The following is an 18,988-nucleotide window of genomic DNA, read 5'->3' as shown; positions in this document are numbered from 1 at the left end:
TATTTTACTACTTTTCTTTTACGTCCACCCTAATCTTAGTTATAACCTTCTGGTGAAGCTTGATTTCAACAAGTGTTGAACCTAGAGTTCTTATAGGTTCATCCATAAGGATTTTCCTTTTATCTATGTCGATATTTTTCTGCTTTTTTAATTGTTCAGCAATTTCCTTGGAAGTTATAGAACCAAATAATCTTCCGCCTTCACCTGACTTTACTTCTATTTGGATGTTGACATTTTCCATCTGCTTACCTAGTAGGACAGCTTCTTCATATTCAATAAGGGCCTTTCTTTCCTTAGACTTGGACTTTTCATCCAATTCTTTCATATTGGCCTGGTTAGCCTCTACAGCAACACCCTTTTTAAGTAAGAAGTTTCTCGCATAGCCATCGCTGACTTCCTTTATTTCACCCTTCTTACCAGTTCCCTTTACATCTTTTAATAAAATAACCTTCATCTATTTTTCTTCCTCCTCTAAGTATTCTTCTATTATGTCTTTGACCATATTGTAGGCCTGGGATAGGCTTACATCCTTAAGCTGGGCACCAGCTATATCTATATGGCCACCGCCACCGATTTTTTCCATTAGGATGTGAACATTGATGTCTCCCAGTGACCTGGCACTGATAAAGACTGTATCACCCCTCATACCCAGTACAAATGAGGCCTCTATATTTTTGATATTTAGGAGTTCATCTGCAGCCTTGGCTATGATAATATTGATATTGTCTATTTCAGCCCTGGCATAGGATATACAGATTCTCTCCTTTACTATTTCAGTTCTCTGTATAATTTCAGCCTTTACCAGGAAGTCTTCTGCATATGAGTTGAAGAACTTCTTAACGGATAGGGTTTCTGCTCCAAGATTTCTAAGGTAGGAAGCAGCTTCGAAGGTCCTTACCCCTGTCTTGAATTCAAAATTCTTCGTGTCAAGGTAGATACCGCCCAAAAGCCCCTCGGCTGTTAACTTGTGTATCTTTATGTCAAAATCAGTGTACTGGATTAGCTCAGTGACCATCTCACAGGTAGAGGATACATAGATTTCATGGAATAGAAGGATTGTTTCGTTTATGTATTCAACCCCCCTCCTATGATGGTCTATTACTACTACCCTGTTTGATAGATTAAGGAGTTTCTGACACTCCGTATAGCTAGGCCTGTGTGTATCGACCACAACAACCAGAGTCTTGCTCTTACACATGTCTATGGCCCTTTCATGACTTATAAAAATATCTTTAAAGTATTTTTCTTCTTTTACCCTATTTACAAAGATCTCCACAGCCTCATTGACTTCATCCAGTACTATGTGGGCCTTTTTGCCATATGACTTACATATGTCAAATACACCTACAGCAGCACCCATAGCGTCCATGTCAGGATAGTGGTGACCCATAATTAGGATATCGTCACTTTGGCTGACAATTTCCCTAAAGGCATGGCCTATTAGCCTGGACTTAACCTTGGTCTTTCTTTCAAAGCCCTTGGACTTGCCTCCAAAGAAGTTATAGCCATCTCCATTCTTTACAGCAACCTGGTCTCCACCCCTACCCAGGACCATATCTATGGCACCAGAGGCAAATTTACCGGTTTCTTCTATTGTCTTTCCATCGTATCCAACCCCCACACTAAGGCTGACAGGAAGACTATTATCCCTATCTATTTCCCTGGCCTCGTCGAGGATTGGGAATTTACACTTTTCTAATTTTTTAATGGCCATCTTGTTAGTAAACAAGACATATTTATCATTGGCTAGCTTTTCTATCTGGCCCTCGGTTTCGTCCTCTAATTTGGATATAATCTTTTCGATATCCACCCTGATCAAGGACTGGTTGTCTTCAGGAGTACTCTTTATTACATCATCGTAGCCATCTATTTCTATAACCATAATAGCTGGCTTGTTGTTATCAAGCTCTATTCTTAGTTGGTCTAGGTCAGTATGGTCTAGCCAGTACATTACTATCCTGAACTCAGGTCCAGTTTGGCTTTTGTCATCTGTTTTAGTAAAGCAGTACCTAAGTGTATAGGACCTATCCTTGTAGATGAATTCATCCTCCATGATTTTTGACTCATCCAGGACCTTCCTAAGGGTTATTTCCCCAACTATATCTTCAAGGTTGTCACCTATAGATGTAGACCCTTCTTCAAGGCCCACCATAAGGTCAAAGTACTTATTAGCCCAAGATATGGTACCATCCATTTCCAAGATACATAGGGGGATAGGTAGGTTGAGTAGGGACCTCTTTGTCAAATTACTAAAATTGAAAGAAGCACTCTGAACCCTATCACGCCATCTCTTTAGGTCCGTTTTCTTTTTATTTATATATATAAGAACCAGGACTATTAAAACCAAGAAAGATCCTATTCCCAAAGCCAGGTTCTTATAAGTTATATAGGCTGACATGAGGAATATAACCGCAAAGTACAGGTAAGAAAAATAGGAGAATAAGCTTGATTTTTTATTTTTATTTTCCATAGTTATCACCCCTACCTTCCGAATTAGAATACCATCTTTGCCTGTAGTTTAGCATATTGTCCAGCATACCCAGGATTCCTATGCCTGGTAGGATGCCCATAAATACTATTATTACAAATATAATCAACATGTTTACTTCTTTTCTGATATGCTTCCAGTTCTTCACCAGGAATACTATCAAGGAGACTCCTTCCAAGAAGAAGAGTAAGTTCATAATCAGGATAAAATTGTTTATTACGCTCATTAGGTCCAGGTTTGGAAAGGACAAGTTTATAGCATAAAGACTTACAAGTGTCACAAAAAGCACCAAGACCGGCCTACCTGGTAGGAAGATACTGTCAACAGGAATATTGTGTATCTTTTCCTTATATGCAAGCCTGGAAAGAGGGATGCATATGTAGTAGGCTATCAAGGCCAATATTATAGACTTAATATAGGTAATAAGCAGGTATAGGCTGCTGGAATTGGATATAAATTCTATAAAACCTGCATCCTTTATAGCCCCATATTCCTCAGCAGTCAAGTTCTTTTTATATAAATCCAGTATGGTGTTTATATCTGTTTGTAGGTTCTTGACCAGGTCAAGATTAAAGTAGTATTTAAGTATAGCTGTATAGGCAAGTAGACCAACAGCAAAAAATGCTACAGATAAGAGAAAGATCTTCAAGGATGCAAACTTATAAATGTCATCACCCTTTTGCAATCTTATTTTAAATCTAACCCTATCCACACTTACAAAACTTTCGTTGGATATAAATATGCCAGAAATTAGACCAGGCAGTACATACATCAAGCTTGTTGCCAAGGCAAATTGTAGGCCACCCAGTAAAAAAGCCAGGGAAACCATAAGTATGGCTGCCGAAAGTGAAAATATCGGATTTGCCTCCATGCCTATCAAGACCATAGGTATAACTGCTACTATGGATAAAAAGGCTAAAGAAGGGTCTATGCTAGCTAAGGAAATAAATAGCAGGCACAAGACCAACATGGACAGGTTTATTATCGTTTTTCTATTTGTATCATTAACCAATATAATATCACCTCCGATTCATAGTGGTTATCTAATATATTATATCATTTAGTGCTTATAATGTAAATTCAAAAAGGCAAGGGACTGGTCTTATGTCCAGTCCCTCGCCTTTGTATAGAACTATTCTGTTCAAGAGATTAAATATTATGCATTTTTCTTAATACCATCTAATATATCCTGATTACCATATTTTTTCATATACTCATAAAATGCAGTATGTGAAAAAGAAAAAGTTGAATTCTTTAAGGCCTGTAGCTGGTCTGCAGCGTATTCTTCAGCAGTAATTAGGTAGGTGTAGCTCCTAGATAGGGTAGTTCCACTGTAAACCACGTCGCTAACCTTGATGTACTCTTTCTTTAACAAGTTTCTTAACACAACTTGAATAGTATTCTTGCTGATTTCTTCATTGCAGTGGAAAATTTCAGTCGCAGTAAGAGACTTGTCAGTGTTCCATAATATTGACATTACATCTTCTTCTCTGTCGCTTAATTTTGTTAATAAACCTCTCATTTTGCTCCTCCTTAAAAAATTATTGATATTTTAGTAGGACTCTACCATTAGAAGTCCACACGTAGAATGTAAGATTTGTATTACATCTGCAAATATATCTACTCTTATTATAACATTTTTATAAAAAACTATAAATAAAAAAAACATAAAAAAATAAAATATATACAAATTTAATATATAAAATTTACAAAAAGGGTCAAATTACCATAGAAAATAAATATTTAGTTACCTTAGTATTAAAATATTTAATCGCTAGAAAAGGACTCCCACAAGGGGGAGTCCAAATCAAAAACTAGTATATTCAATCTATGAGTAGGGCTTATATCAACCTTTTAAGCATTTGCTGCTGCGATTATTTTTTCAGCCGAGCTAGATGGAACCTCTGCATAGCTATCAAATTCCATTTCGAAATATCCCCTACCCTGAGTCATAGACTTAAGGTCGATGGCATACTTGAAAGTTTCTCCCTGAGGAGCTAGAGCTTCTAATATCTGCTTGCCCTTACCATTTGATTCCATACCCAGGATTTTACCCCTTCTCTTGTTCATGTCGCCCATTACATCTCCCATGTACTCTTCTGGAATAGTAATAGTCAGCTTCATAACTGGTTCAAGAAGGACTGGCTTAGCTTCTTCCATACCTTTCTTAAAGGCTATAGAAGCTGCCATCTTGAAGGCCATTTCTGAAGAGTCTACATCATGGTATGAACCATCATATAGGACTGCCTTAATATTTGTTACAGGGTAACCAGCCAATACACCCTTTAGCATGGAGTCCTTTAGACCCTTTTCTACTGCTGGTACATAAGACTTAGGTACTGAACCACCGAATAGTTCTTCAGAGAAGTCGAATTCTGATTCACTTCTAGAGAACCTGATCTTTACATGACCATATTGACCATGACCACCAGACTGTTTCTTGTGCTTACCTTCTACATCTGATGTTCCCTTGATAGTTTCCCTATAAGGAACCTTCAGGTCATCTAGGCTTACCTCTATACCAAACTTGTCCTTCATCTTGTTTACAAGAGTCTTTATGTGTAGCTCGCCCTGGCCACCAATTAGGGCCTGGTGAGTTTCGTTGTTCCTATAGTAGTGAAGAGTTGGGTCTTCTCCAACCAACCTAGTTAGGACATTGGCCATCTTGTCTTCATCGTTCTTGTTTTTAGGAGCTATAGCAAAGTATATCTGTGGCTTAGGGAAGTTGATTTCCAGTTCGACCTCTGCATCCTTGTTAAATGATATAGTATCACCTGTAGCTAGGCCTGCAACCTTTGTAACTACTATGATATCACCTGCATTTGCTTCCTGTAGCTCTATCAATTCACCACCACGGATAGTGTAGATGTTGGAGATTTTTTCCTTGTTTCCAGACCTTAGGTTGAAAACCTCCTTGTCCTTGGAGATAGAACCATGAGTTATATAAATGTATGAAATCTTTCCTACGAAAGGATCTATAAATGTCTTAAATACTGTTCCCTTGAAAGGACTAGCCTGGTCAACATATGTAGGGTCTATATAGTTTTCTAGAGATGCCAAAATCTCAGCTGTACCTATATTGTTGATAGTAGAACCTGAAATTACCGGTATGATATCACCCCTCTTTATACCGATTGTGATACCATTTTTGATTTCTTCATTAGTTAATTCTTCACCCTCGAAGAACTTTTCAAGGTAGTTGTCATCTGTTTCTGCTATTAGTTCCATCAAGGCATCGTATGACTGTTTAGCCTGAAGTTTAAATTCCTGGTCTAGACCTTCATAATTTTCGAAAACATTGTGAAGTTTTACAAATTTTCCATCCTTAAATTCAGGAGATATCATAGGTACTATCTTGTTTTCGAATTTTTCATTTAGCATTTCGATAACATCCTTGTACCTAGCCTTTTCGTTGTCTATCTTGTTGATAAACATGAACTTTGGTATACCCTCTGTCAATTCTAGCGCCTTTTCAGTTCCTACCTGCATAGGGTCAGTGGCATCAATAACAATTATGGCAGCATCACTGGCTGCTAGGGCTGTTACTACATCTCCAGTGAAGTCTGTATAACCAGGAGTGTCTATAAAGTTGAATTTGAAACCTTCATACTCAACTGGCATTAGACTCATACTGTAAGTCATTTGTACATTATTGCTTAGCTTAGGGATTTTGTTGACATTTGCGGCATGTGCGATAGTTTCTAATAAATTAGTTTTACCGCAACCGCTATGCCCTAACACCGCAATATTCCTTATCTTCTCGCTATTATAGATTTTCATACAAGCACCCACTTTCTTATTTTTTTGTTGCATGCGTATTTTTTTTGTCTCACGCAAGGCCAATTGTTATATAATTCTACAAAGTTAGGTGAAAACCCTTTTTAAAGACAGAAAATTTAAAAAACTTTTAAAAGCGCTTCCGAATTTAAGTCTTTTCCTATAATGACCACATGGTGGTCACCTTTTTGGTCAAGGTCACGAATGGACATTTCCTGAGGAACATAGTCGAATTCCAAGGCCTTTACCTGGCCAGGAAGACTTCCCTTGGCCCTGATAATAGTTCCATATAGGCCTGTGTCAAAAGCTTCTAAAAGGGCCTGGATGTCTTCCCTGGAGAAAGTCCTGTTGACAGTAAGGGTTAGGCTGGTGAATTCATCAGCAGAATCATGATGGTGGTCATGGCAAGAAGAGTCATCATGAGAATGGTCATCCCCGGTATTTGTACCATGGTGGTGTCCATTACTGTTAAAGAGTCCCAGCCTATCTTGGGCTGTTTTTAGTCTACCTTCCCTGCTTTCGAGGATTTTAGACTCCAATAGGTCTGTGGCCCTAAAGCCATCCCACTCTGAGTCGATAACCTGGACCTGGTCGTTTTCTTTCTTTATATCAGCTATGATTTGACCTATATCTATACCAGCCTCCTTGGCCTGACTATACCTGCTGAAGATTATGGTGTCAGAGTTTTTAATTTGATCCAGATAAAAGTCCCCAAAATTGACCTTGTACATTGAGTACTTACTAGCGTCTATAATAGTGATAGATCGGTTTATCTCAAATAGGTCTGGATATTTAAGGCAAATAGCCTTTATATCAGATAGCTTGCCTACACCAGAGGGCTCTATCAGGATTTTATCAGGATCAAAGGCTTTTTTAATATCGTTTATAGAGGAGGCAAAGTCTCCAGCTACAGAGCAGCATATGCAACCTGCATTTATCTCTCTGACAGACAGGCCTTCTCTTTCAAGGATGGCCCCGTCTATGCTTACCTCTCCGAACTCATTTTCTATGATGACAGTCTTGGAAAAGTCATCAGCCTCCTTGATTAATTTTTTAATGAATGTGGTCTTGCCAGATCCTAAAAAGCCTGACACTATATTTATCTTAGTTTTTTTCATAATTATCCTCCAAATTTACAGCTTGAATTTCCCTTAAATAAGGGTTTTTTAAAAATAGGAGCCTATCCTAGTCAAGTTCATATATATCGCTCTTTATATAGTCACTAAGCTCGTGGATTAGGGGTCTTCGTTTAACCAGGCTTAGGTAGGACATTTCCTCCAATGATGAGATAGCATCCCTAATCTGTCTTTTAGAGTATGGCTTAGAATATCCATCAGCTCTTAAGTAATCGATAAGCATATTATCTGTTAGCCTTCCATCTTCATCAAAAGCATATGCCTGTGAATATAGGTAGAGGATGCTTTTTGATAGTTCATCCATATTTAAGGACTCTATCTTTTCTTCTATATATTCTAATTTATTTAGGGAGTCTGATAAGAGTTTTTTAACCTTGGTCTGGCCATCGTATATTATCTCCATCATTTCCCATACAAAGTGGGTAAGCTCCCCATAATTTTTCTTTTTTGCGATATCTAAAAACATATCACGGTACTTGTTTTTTAGGTCCTTAAGACTATATGATATAGAAATAGCAGTAAAAATATCCAACTTTCTCTTTAGGTAGGATGACATTAGAAATCTACCCAGGCGGCCATTTCCATCATAAAATGGGTGGATATATTCAAATATGTAGTGGCATATACAGGCCTTAGAAATGAAATTGATATCCTGTCTGTTCATAATTTCTATCAATTTTTCTATCTCAAGTACAATGTTCTCCTCCCCTTTAATACCGGTATGGACCTTATTTAGCCCATTATATATATAAGCAGGTTCCCTTCTAAACACGCCCCCATCAGGCCAGGTATCAATATCTGGACTAGAATCAAAAATACGGTCATAAAGTTTTCTTATATCCACAGGAGTATCTATGTATATATCTTCGCTAGTAATAATCTCATGATAGGCATTGATTATAGAATAGTAGCGATTATTTTTTGGGGTAGAATCAGGCTCTAGGGCAGTTCTTAGTTCTTCTTTACTAGATGCAAGACCTTCTATGAGGTTGCTGGATTGAACCTCATTTATCAAAACCTTCTTTATAACAGCCCACCCAGCTATATCCGGTATACTATTATTTAAGTCTTTAATTTGACTTGACTGTTTCATGATTTTTTCTGATAGGCTTGTTATAGGTGGTATCTGATTGAAAAAAAGTTCATATACCTGGTTGGTGATTTTTTCCCCCCTAACTATGGGATTTATAGTAAAGTTCAAAAAAGTAGTCAGATATGGATTTTTTCGTAGGCACAATTCCCTATCTATATCAGCTCTTTCATATGTTAAAATTTCTAACTTCTTATATTTCATAATAATACCCCCTTTATATCCAATATTATATATCAAAAAAGCGTATTATAGAATATACAATACAAAAAATATAATATAAATTATAAGAAAATGTTTTCTTGTGATTTATATTAGGCTAAGACTAGTTTCAGATAGTAAACTCTTATAAAAAAAGACGCTAAAAGCGTCCGTTTTTAAAAGAAAGGGTATATTCTTGTCCAAAAAATCTAGCCTTAAAAATCACCTAGGATAAAATCCTAGTACTGGTTATAGTAGTCTGATTCATAAGGTATGATTATAGCTGCTAGTATATATAATAATAGGCCTGCTCCAGCGAAGACTGCACATATAGCCCAAGCCAACCTTACCATGGTAGAATCAACACCCAGGTACTTAGCCAAGCCACCACATACACCTGCAATCATCTTGTCTGATCTAGATTTTCTCAAATATCTTTTTTCATTATTGTTGTACATTTTAGACCTCCTTGAAAGAACTAATTTCATCAGTCACCTTATCTACCTAAATATAGCATATTTTAAAGGTCTATTCAAGAAAAAGTGCCTGTTATATATTGCAAGTAAAGTTTAGACCAGGCTATCTAAACTTTAAAAAAACAAGTTCAAAATGAAAAAATACTGAAGATACATACAATAAGAAAAATATGATATAATAAAATGATGAATTGTATACTTTAAGGTTGATTTAAGGAGGTGTTGTTAAACTTTATGGCAAAGGTTAAATCTAAGTACGTATGTCAAAACTGTGGTTATGAAAACCCTAAGTGGCTGGGCAAGTGTCCAGAATGCCTGCAATGGAATACATTTGTGGAGGAAATCGAGGAAAAAATGACTCCAAAGCAACAATCATTGGCCAGGCAGGCATCTAGGTCAACTAGCAGGCCAGTCAAGATAAATTCCATAGCTCCAAAGAGGGAGGAGAGGTTTTCTACCAGTATACCAGAGCTCGACAGGGTCCTGGGTGGTGGTGTGATACCAGGCTCACTGGTCTTGGTAGGGGGAGATCCGGGTATTGGTAAGTCTACCCTACTTTTACAGGTATCCAACAATGTGGCAGAAACAGGCAAGAAGGTCCTATATATATCGGGAGAAGAAAGTGAAAGCCAGATAAAGATGAGGGCCAAGAGGCTCAAGGTTTCGTCAGACAACCTATACATATATACGGAGAATAACCTTGCAGCTATTGAATTACAAATAGCAGAAGTAGAACCGGACATGGTCATAGTTGACTCCATACAGACTATGATATCACCGGAGATAAACTCAGCACCAGGTACCATAAGCCAGATAAAGGAAGGTACATCCAAGTTTATGAAGATATCCAAATCCAAGTCAATATCAACCTTTATAGTTGGACATGTAACTAAAGAGGGGGCCCTGGCAGGTCCAAAGTTACTAGAACACATGGTGGATACGGTCTTGTATTTTGAAGGAGAAAGATACAATACCTATAGGCTTTTAAGGGCTGTAAAAAACCGTTTTGGGTCTACAAATGAGCTGGGAGTATTTGAAATGAAGTCAGATGGCCTAGTAGAACTGGAGAACCCATCCAAGGTCCTAATAGCAGAAAAGCCAAATGATGTGTCGGGATCAGTAATTGTATCTACAGTAGAAGGAACCAGGTCCATGCTACTAGAGCTACAGGCATTGGTAGCACCTACAAACTTTGGTTATCCTAGGAGGACCACAACAGGTGTAGACAACAACAGGGTGGCCCTGATACTGGCAGTCTTGGAAAAGGTAATAGGTATGCAGGTCCAGAGCCAGGATGTTTTTGTAAATATAATCGGTGGACTAAGGATTAATGAACCTTCAATGGACTTGGGTATAGCCCTAGCTATAGCATCAAGTTTCAGGAATATACCAGTAGATGCCAGTGTGGTGGTAACTGGAGAGATAGGCCTGACTGGTGAGTTGAGGACAGTGAGTTTTATCGAAAAAAGAATTATGGAATGTGAAAAGCTGGGCTTTAAAAAGATGGTAATACCTAAGGGTAACTACCTGGACGAATTTAAGAAGGATTATAGGATTGAATTGGTGCCTGTATACAACCTAAGACAGGCCATACGTGAAGTTTTGGGAGGTTAGTATGGATAAGTTTGATATTTTTACCAATGATGAAATGGATGAGATATTGAGAATGATATCACCAGGCTCACCCCTTAGAAGAGGTCTAGACAATGTCCTGATGGCCAATACAGGAGGTCTGATTGTAGTTGCTGAAAACGACCAAATCCTATCCCTTGTAGATGGGGGGTTTGAGCTAAATGCAGACTATACTCCGTCATCCCTATATGAGTTGGCCAAGATGGATGGGGCCATAGTATTGGATAAGAATATAGAAAAGATACTATTTGCTAATACCCAATTGATGCCGGACCCAAATGTATCTACTACAGAAACAGGTACCAGGCATAGGACTGCCGAAAGAGTTGCCAGGCAGACCAAGTCTATAGTGATAGCAATATCACAGAGAAGGTCTATTATAACCATATACAAGGATAGGAAGAAGTATGTAGTCCAGGATACACCAACCCTATTTTCAAAAGCCAACCAGGCATTCCAAACACTAGAAAGGGCCAAGGCTTCCCAGGAGCAGGCCGTATTGAACCTAAATGCCCTAGAGTTTGCAGATATGGTAACCATATATGACGTAGTCTTTGCCATGTCAAAAGTAGAGATGGTATTGAGGATTACAGGAGTGATGGAGAGGTACCTACTAGCCCTAGGAAATGAAGGTGTCTTAATCAGGAGTCAGTATGAGCAATTAATTGGTAAGACAAGAGATGACCAGGATTTGATAATAAAAGATTATGTATTTGAGGACGTCAGCAAAAAGAACTTTAAAAAGAAGATGAGCGCCCTTTCAGATGAAGAACTAGTCGATCTAAGTAAAATAGCAAAAATTATGGGCTTTTCAGGCTATAACGAAAATTTGGACAAGCCAACCACAACTAGGGGTTATAGGCTACTGAACAAGATCCATAAATTGCCAGAAGGAATTATAGATAATCTTATAGAACATTTTGGAAGCTTCCAGGATATACTAGAAGCCAGTATAGAAGAACTTGATGAAGTGGACGGAATTGGTGAAATAAGGGCTACTTATATTAGAAATGGACTTATAAAAATGAAGAGATTGGCAGTTTTGGATAGACAAATTTAATATTATCATCCTGTCTACGGGAGGAAAATTATGATTAATAAGTTAAGAAGATTTATAGTGGCCATAGTTGGTTTTGCCCTAACAACTACCCTATATATTTCATTGATGAAGCCGATAAAGCAGCTGCAGTTTGGCAATACTACATATGGCTATATAGCTGGTGTAGCAGCAGGTATACTTGTGGCTTTAATATTCTTCGTCAGTGAACCGGCCATAAACAGACGATTGAAAAAGTTGGGCAAGGTTTTTGACAAGGAAATGTCCGCATACTCACAGATAGATATTATCTTGGGTTCAGTGGGACTTTTAATAGGCTTCTTGATAGCATCCTTGATCAGTGGCTTATTGGAAAAGATATATGTAGTAGGACCAGTCCTATCAATCATATCATATGTACTACTAGGTCTACTGGGAATTAGGATAGGGATGAGGAGTAAGAGCGAGATCAAGACCCTAATAAGGTTGAGACAAAATCCTGATAAGGAAAAGAAGGACAAGGAAGACAAGTCAAAGAAACAAAAGAAAAACATACCACCAAAGGTACTGGATACATCAGTAATAATAGATGGTAGGATGGCAGATATCTGCAAGACAGGCTTTATTGAAGGTAAGCTAGTAATCCCCCAGTTTGTCTTGGATGAATTAAGGCATATAGCAGACTCAGCTGACGATATGAAGAGGGTCAGGGGTAGAAGGGGTCTGGATATCTTAAATATAATCCAAGAAGAGGGAAATATAGAGGTAGAGGTTACAGACCAGGACTTTGACGATATAGCAGAGGTAGATATCAAGCTCCTAAAGTTGGCATCCGTCCTAAATGGTAAGGTGGTAACTAATGACTATAACCTAAATAAGGTTGCCCAGGTTCAGGGGGTTGACGTATTGAATATCAATGAGTTAGCCAATGCAGTTAAGCCTATAGCAATACCAGGCGAAGAAATGGTAATAAGCATAGTCAAGGAAGGTAAGGAAAACCAGCAGGGTGTGGCCTACCTGGATGATGGTACTATGATAGTTGTTGAAAATGGTAGAAAGTATATAGGTGAAACCAAGAAGGTAGTTGTAACATCTATACTACAGACACCAGCAGGTAGGATGATATTTGCCAAGGTTGGAAACTAGATATAAAAGACCTCTAAGAAGAAGGTAAAATGGGTCTAGGCTAGGTCAATGTTAGAGCTAGCAAATACTTGACAGGCAAAATAAATAAATATATTGACAAGAATAGTTTCAGGGTGTATGATAATGGCATACCAATATAAAGGCTACGATAAAGGGATAGTAGTTGGCAGAGATTTACCAGAGAGGGGCCACTTGGTGGAAGGTCCTATATCAAAACTGATGAACCAGCCTTTTAGCTTGGAGAGGTAACAATCTCCACGGTTTGAACCGTTATATTCTATCGAGGGAGTCAGGATATCCTGACTAATAAGAGTGGTACCGCGGAAACTAACAGCCTTTCGTCTCTTTTTATAGGAGACGAAGGGCTTTTTTATGTTCTTCAAGGCTGTTAAAAAGGTAAATTTAACATTTTAGGAGGAATAAGAAAATGGCAAAGAAAGAAAATCAATTTGTAGAAGCCATCACGCCAATGGAAGATGACTTCGCCCAGTGGTACACAGACGTAATAACAAAGACAGACCTAGTAGACTATGCCCCAATAAAGGGATTCATGGTAATAAAGCCATACGGGTTTGCTTTATGGGAAAAAATCAGGGACTATGCAGATGGCCTATTCAAGGAAACAGGTCATAAGAATGTATACTTTCCTCTATTGATACCAGAAAGTCTATTAAACAAGGAAGCGGAACACGTAGAAGGTTTTGCACCAGAAGTTGCCTGGGTAACTCAGGGTGGTAACAAGGTCCTAGAAGAAAGACTAGCAGTAAGACCAACATCAGAAACTATCATATGTACGATGTATGCCAAGTGGTTAAACTCATATAGGCAGCTACCTTTCCTATACAACCAGTGGAACTCGGTAGTTAGGTGGGAAAAGTCAACTAGACCATTCCTTAGAACATCAGAATTCTTATGGCAGGAAGGTCATACAATCCATGAGACAGAACAGGAAGCTATAGATGAAACACTACAGCAGTTGGCTACATACAAGAAGGTAGCAGAAGACCTAATGGCAATACCAGTAATAGATGGTAAGAAGTCTGAAAGCGAAAAATTTGCAGGTGCATCTGATACATACACTATAGAGGCTATGATGCATGATGGTAAGGCCCTACAGTCCGGTACATCTCACTTCCTAGGCCAGCACTTCACTAAGGCCTTTGATATCACTTTCTCAGATAGGGACGGTAACCTGGCCCACCCATACCATACTTCATGGGGTATCTCAACTAGACTAATAGGTGGTCTAATCATGGTACACTCTGACAACAGAGGTTTAGTACTACCACCAAAGATGGCCCCAACTCAGGTAATAATCATACCTATAGCTGCCAACAAGGGTGGAGTAATGGAAGTAGTAGACAAGGTAGCAGCTGACCTAAAGGCTAAGGGAATTACAGTAGAGGTTGACGATAGAAGCAACTACAGCCCAGGATACAAGTTCAATGATGCAGAAATGAAGGGTATACCAGTAAGACTGGAAATAGGACCAAAGGATATCGAAAAAAACCAGGCCCTAGCCTTCAGAAGAGACGAGTTAACTAAGTCTGAAATGTCATTGGATACAGTAGCTGACCAGGTATCTACACTATTGGATGACATCCAGAAGAACCTATTTGAAAAGGCTAAAAAGTATAGGGATGAAAGAATCTATCCAGCCTATAATATGGATGAATTCGTTGATATCATAGAAAATAAGAAGGGCTTTGCCAAGGTAATGTGGAAGGACAATGCTGAAAACGAAGCTAAGATCAAGGAATTGACAGGTGCTACAATAAGAGTAATACCATTTGCCCAGGAAGATCTAGGAGACAAGTGCTTCTATACAGGTGAAAAGGCAGACCATATGGTAATATTTGCTAAGGCATATTAAAAAGGTTCCATGTTAAATATCTTTGGTGATAATTTAAATCAATAAAATCTATTAAATTATGTGGCAGCATCCATAACCAATTTATAGTTATGAATGTTGCCCTTTTGTATTTTATACTTTTCCATAAGTATTATATATGCCATAGTTTCATCAGCTGTCCTTGCTGACTTGAATTCGTAATTTGACAGAATTCTCAAAGTAAAAAAGTGCACTAATGATATTTGACAAATACGCAAACTTGAAATATTAATAAATAATTATAGCGATGATATTTAATAATATACAAATATTTTTGATTGATATAATTCAAGTATTAACTAATACTAGTAGTAGGTATATACTTAAAAACGGAAGGGTATAAAATTAATTATTCTCGCTAATCTAAAAGACAATATTTTTTATAGATTCATAATATCTAGTCTTAGAATATGGTTTATAGACGATTATTAGCTAATATAAATAGCTAATATCATTTTAATAATATTTATTATAATTGAAGGAGGATTTTATTATGAAAAATCTAGTCAAAAGAATTTTGGGCCTAACGATGGCTCTGTTGATGGTATTTTTGGTTATATGAGGACGGATGCCTGGATAGAGGGATTCCCTGAAGAGGTGAAAATCGACCTAGATAAGTATGCAAGAGAAGGTATGTTCTACCCTCGCTACTATGTGGACAGGGAAGGCAAGTATAGGCCTACTGCAAAGGAAAGCTTTAAGGGAGAGATAGGCCAGTGGAAGGATACAAGTGATAGTAGGTTCTTTATATACAGTGATGGAACTTATGCCAATGGACCTGTCTTTATAGATGGTAAGCTGTATTTATTCCTACCAGACCTAAAGAAGGGCTATAGCTACGCAGAGGTACTTGGCTACAACTACTCTGACCAAAATGGCGTATTCCAAAATAAGGAGAACTTGGAGTTTGATAAGGATGGTAGGGCGACTGCCAAAAATGGTGATAAGTTATTTGAAAACAAGGAAACAGGAAAGATTGAAGTCTTGAAGTAGACAGGCAGAGGCTTGAATATGGTAATTTGTAGGATTATATGCATACACTAGCCAATAATCTTTAGACAGAATTTAAATCTTGTATGTAGGGATTTTTAAATTAAGGGAAAGAGTTCATTTCTTGAGGAGGAGGTTATTTATGAAAAATAAGCTAATAAGAGGGGCCTTGTGCCTATCACTAGCCATGGCAATTTTGACACCAAATGCATCGTCAGCCGTGGTTAGAGATGGTTGGCAGAAGTCATCCAACCAGTGGTACTACTATTCGCAAGGACTAGGTGTTAAAAATACCTGGAAGAAGATATGTGGCACTTGGTACTACTTTGATAGAAGTGGAAAAATGAAGACTGGCTGGCTAAAAGACAGGAACAAGTGGTACTATTTGGATGCAAGTGGTTCATATGCCCATAATGGCTGGAGAAAGATAAGGGGCGATTGGTACCATTTTAAGGCTGACGGGTCAATGTCAGTAGGTTGGATAGAAGACCACCATAGGATCCATATCTACTATGCGAATCCTAGCGGTAGGATAATTATCAACAAGATTGTAAAAATTGATGGCAGGGACTGCTATTTTAATAAGAGTGGTGAGGCCCATGAAGCAGATGCTAATAGTTTATGTGAAATGCTGAGGGTCCTAAAATCCATTGGAGTAGAGGGAATAAGCGTAAGACTTAATCCACCAATTGTCAAGTACGATATAAGTAATAGGGATGATATAAATAAGTTCTTAGACCTGGTAGCTGGTTTTAAATTAGAGACTTTACCACTAGAAAAGTGGAATGATATAGACCCACAAGTAGGTGGTGGAGCAAGTATAGATATACACATGAAAGATTCAACTCTTATCAGTTTCTCTATAAACAATAATATACTTGAAGAAGGTAAGGTCAAGTATAAGTCTAAAGATGATAGCTTGAAAAAATTAGAAAAACTTCTTTACGACCTAAATAAATAGGTGATAGCTAGTCCTATAAAATAAGTGTGCGTTAAAAGTCAAAGGGAAGTCCAAATCTAAAAGTTTAGATGGGGACCTCCCTTTTTACTCTATACTTATATTTTTAATTTCATTAAGCACATAATTTTGCTGATCCAATATTTATATTAAACTTATAGATAATCAATTAATACATACAGGGTCTTAATAACTTATCATAAGTTAAAGAATGATTTATCTAATGGCTACCGCAAATCTTCTGTTTCCGTAGTTATAGCACTTGTTTACCAGGGTCTGTGACTTCCAGTAGAAGAAGGGTTTATCACGCCTAGCACCATCGGATTCGTGGTTGTAGGGGTCTGCTATGTAGAAGGCCTTCTTGACCGGGTCGTAGCCTGTTAGTAGGAGTACATGGTTGTTGAAAATTCTCCTGGTTGGAACCCCATCAATAGGTAGGGTCTTATAGTAGGCTGGAGCCCAATGTAGAGTAACATATATAACTACAGTATTACCCTCTTGTATTTCCTTTATAATATCCTCTATAGGTGCTCCCTGAATATTTACTACATTACCATACCTTTGTCCGTATCTGGCCAGGGGCTCAGGGTCTATAGTTAAAAACCTACTTTTTTCATTTCCATAGGGTGAGCCGACATAGCCCTTGGCAGGATTGCTCTTGGTCTTTGGCATCCTATCAAGGAAGGTTCTTAGGTCTAGGTCTGTATACCCCTTGCCTTTTAGACCCATTAAAAGAGATGTGGCTTCACAGCCATTAGGGGCATATACCGGTTTTAGTTGGGATATATATGGGACCTTGTTTATAACCTTTCCAGTAGTATTTGGTTCATTAGGCTTTACATCAGGTTTCAGGTCAGGTTTTTGTTGGGGTTTTTGGGGCCCCTCATTATCTATAGGGTCTTGGCCTTTTATCAATCTTTCTGCATTGGCCAGGGTCTTGTCAGATATTGATAGCTGACCACCTACAACAAGGGCCTTTTTTATATTATGTTTTTTGAAGTAGTCTATTACACTCTGGTCTATCTTGTCCTTTGATACTAGAAGTATAGGAGAATCTATCTTCTGGGCAAGTGTAGATGCAGCCAGGGCATCTGGAAAATTTTCTCCTGATGCAAGAATAACTGTGGAGGATACCAGCCTCTCCCCTATCTTGGCACTTGTTTCATAACGGTTGTTGCCACTAATCCTAGTGTGGCTGGCATATTGGTATTTGTTGGATATACTTGTTGCTAGACTTTCCTGGATGCTATTTTCCCCTCCAACGATTAGGAAGTTGTCATGGTTAAGATCCTTTATTGCAGCCTGGGCCTCACTTGGTAGTTGGTCTTTTTTGGTTAACAGGAGACCAGCCTGGTCAAGGATGGAAGATGTAGCCAGGGCATCTGGAAAGATCTCTCCTGATGCAAGGACTAGGGACTTTTTCTTAGCATGATTAAATATCTTTTGACAAGTATCATACCTATTCTCCCCTGCTATACGACTGACATTTTTGACACCTGCTATATCGGCAAGGTCTTTTTCTATGTCTTCTGATATAGAGTTTGTACCACCTAGTATAATCAGGTCCTGGGCTTCAAGCCTGGTGATTTCATTTATAATTGCCTGTGTCAGCTGGTTTTGTACCAGGATGACTGAATAACGACCATTTGTAAGGTTGGATGCAGCCAGGGCATCAGGGTAGTTTCTGGCATCTGCCAGGATTACTGTCTTTGATTTTGTATTTTCAAACTTACTTATTTCTATAGACGTCTCTACCCTTCCTGGACCAGAAATCCTCATAGTTACCTGGTTTGATGACAGGAAAGTGGCCAGACTTGAACCAGGGTCTAGCTTGGGATCTAGGACATCAGGGCTGACAATTATTTCGCTATTATTGGTATCGCTTGATACAGTTTCTATATTGGGGCTGGTCACCTGGTCTGCCAGGACAGGTCCAGCAGAAGTAAGAACCATGCCCAGGGCCATGAAAATAGCCACTTGTTTTTTTCTCAATCTCATTTTTCTTCCTCCATAGGTTTTAGTCTATTAATATTTATTTGTTAGAGTCTCTTGTCTAGGCAAGACCTAACAAATAATTAATCTTTATTAGCGCCTCTTATAATTAGCACCTTTTATATTGTACTATAAATTTAACTTTTTTACAGTAGTAAGCTAGACGAAAAAGTGT

Annotated in this window: 15 protein-coding genes and 1 other annotated feature; of the genes, 6 read left to right on the top strand and 9 right to left on the bottom strand. The window is 38.2% G+C overall.

Annotation, left to right across the window (positions count from 1 at the left end; translation table 11 throughout):
• Nucleotides 1-7 precede the first annotated feature (7 nt).
• The 8 genes from rplI to HMPREF0634_RS08920 all read right to left on the bottom strand — a co-directional run bounded on the left by rplI (nucleotide 8) and on the right by HMPREF0634_RS08920 (nucleotide 9,150).
• The gene (gene rplI, locus HMPREF0634_RS08960) at nucleotides 8-454 is read right to left on the bottom strand and encodes a 50S ribosomal protein L9 (protein ID WP_007791264.1); all 447 of its coding nucleotides are present in this window, start codon (nucleotides 452-454) and stop codon (nucleotides 8-10) included.
• Entirely contained in the window at nucleotides 455-2,470 is a 2,016-nt protein-coding gene (locus HMPREF0634_RS08955; protein WP_007791278.1) for a DHH family phosphoesterase, read from the bottom strand.
• Complete coding sequence (locus HMPREF0634_RS08950) at nucleotides 2,460-3,500, bottom strand: DUF2232 domain-containing protein (RefSeq protein ID WP_083799415.1); 1,041 nt, start codon at nucleotides 3,498-3,500, stop codon at nucleotides 2,460-2,462. Before HMPREF0634_RS08950 ends, HMPREF0634_RS08955 begins: the two co-directional genes overlap by 11 nt.
• A 144-nt stretch (nucleotides 3,501-3,644) precedes the next feature.
• A complete protein-coding gene (locus HMPREF0634_RS08940) occupies nucleotides 3,645-4,010 on the bottom strand; it encodes a BlaI/MecI/CopY family transcriptional regulator (protein ID WP_007791360.1) in 366 nt (121 codons plus the stop codon).
• 332 nt (nucleotides 4,011-4,342) lie between these two features.
• Nucleotides 4,343-6,268 carry an elongation factor G gene (locus HMPREF0634_RS08935; protein WP_040565969.1) on the bottom strand — a complete coding sequence of 642 codons (1,926 nt, stop codon included), beginning with the start codon at nucleotides 6,266-6,268 and terminating at the stop codon, nucleotides 4,343-4,345.
• 116 nt (nucleotides 6,269-6,384) lie between these two features.
• Complete coding sequence (locus HMPREF0634_RS08930) at nucleotides 6,385-7,383, bottom strand: CobW family GTP-binding protein (protein WP_007791304.1); 999 nt, start codon at nucleotides 7,381-7,383, stop codon at nucleotides 6,385-6,387.
• A gap of 67 nt (nucleotides 7,384-7,450) precedes the next feature.
• Nucleotides 7,451-8,695 carry a Fic family protein gene (locus tag HMPREF0634_RS08925; protein ID WP_007791327.1) on the bottom strand — a complete coding sequence of 415 codons (1,245 nt, stop codon included), beginning with the start codon at nucleotides 8,693-8,695 and terminating at the stop codon, nucleotides 7,451-7,453.
• A 236-nt stretch (nucleotides 8,696-8,931) separates the two neighbouring features.
• A complete protein-coding gene (locus HMPREF0634_RS08920) occupies nucleotides 8,932-9,150 on the bottom strand; it encodes a PspC domain-containing protein (RefSeq protein WP_007791354.1) in 219 nt (72 codons plus the stop codon).
• A 252-nt stretch (nucleotides 9,151-9,402) separates the two neighbouring features.
• On the opposite strand from HMPREF0634_RS08920, the gene radA reads away from it, so the two are divergent.
• The 6 genes from radA to HMPREF0634_RS08890 all read left to right on the top strand — a co-directional run bounded on the left by radA (nucleotide 9,403) and on the right by HMPREF0634_RS08890 (nucleotide 16,824).
• Nucleotides 9,403-10,782: a DNA repair protein RadA gene (gene radA, locus HMPREF0634_RS08915; RefSeq protein WP_007791323.1), complete on the top strand. Its 1,380-nt coding sequence runs from the start codon at nucleotides 9,403-9,405 to the stop codon at nucleotides 10,780-10,782.
• Nucleotide 10,783: 1 nt separating this feature from the next.
• Nucleotides 10,784-11,860, top strand: a complete 1,077-nt coding sequence (gene disA, locus HMPREF0634_RS08910; protein WP_007791283.1) for a DNA integrity scanning diadenylate cyclase DisA — start codon at nucleotides 10,784-10,786, stop codon at nucleotides 11,858-11,860.
• Between the two features lie 30 nt (nucleotides 11,861-11,890).
• Complete coding sequence (locus HMPREF0634_RS08905; protein WP_007791333.1) at nucleotides 11,891-12,982, top strand: PIN/TRAM domain-containing protein; 1,092 nt, start codon at nucleotides 11,891-11,893, stop codon at nucleotides 12,980-12,982.
• Between the two features lie 136 nt (nucleotides 12,983-13,118).
• Nucleotides 13,119-13,331: a binding site (T-box leader), on the top strand.
• A 78-nt stretch (nucleotides 13,332-13,409) separates the two neighbouring features.
• Nucleotides 13,410-14,855, top strand: a complete 1,446-nt coding sequence (proS, locus tag HMPREF0634_RS08900) for a proline--tRNA ligase (RefSeq protein WP_007791308.1) — start codon at nucleotides 13,410-13,412, stop codon at nucleotides 14,853-14,855.
• 576 nt (nucleotides 14,856-15,431) lie between these two features.
• Nucleotides 15,432-15,866: a hypothetical protein gene (locus HMPREF0634_RS08895; protein WP_040565968.1), complete on the top strand. Its 435-nt coding sequence runs from the start codon at nucleotides 15,432-15,434 to the stop codon at nucleotides 15,864-15,866.
• Between the two features lie 139 nt (nucleotides 15,867-16,005).
• Nucleotides 16,006-16,824 carry an N-acetylmuramoyl-L-alanine amidase family protein gene (locus HMPREF0634_RS08890; protein ID WP_007791311.1) on the top strand — a complete coding sequence of 273 codons (819 nt, stop codon included), beginning with the start codon at nucleotides 16,006-16,008 and terminating at the stop codon, nucleotides 16,822-16,824.
• Nucleotides 16,825-17,037: 213 nt separating this feature from the next.
• Here the strand turns inward: HMPREF0634_RS08890 and HMPREF0634_RS08885 are convergent, their stop codons facing one another.
• Nucleotides 17,038-18,819: a cell wall-binding repeat-containing protein gene (locus HMPREF0634_RS08885; RefSeq protein ID WP_007791348.1), complete on the bottom strand. Its 1,782-nt coding sequence runs from the start codon at nucleotides 18,817-18,819 to the stop codon at nucleotides 17,038-17,040.
• Nucleotides 18,820-18,988 lie beyond the last annotated feature (169 nt).

The sequence above is a fragment of the Peptostreptococcus stomatis DSM 17678 genome (assembly GCF_000147675.1).
Classification (GTDB): Bacteria; Bacillota; Clostridia; order Peptostreptococcales; family Peptostreptococcaceae; genus Peptostreptococcus; species Peptostreptococcus stomatis.
The sequence above is the reverse complement of the archived record's forward strand: the minus strand, read 5'-3'. Positions and strand labels throughout refer to the sequence as shown.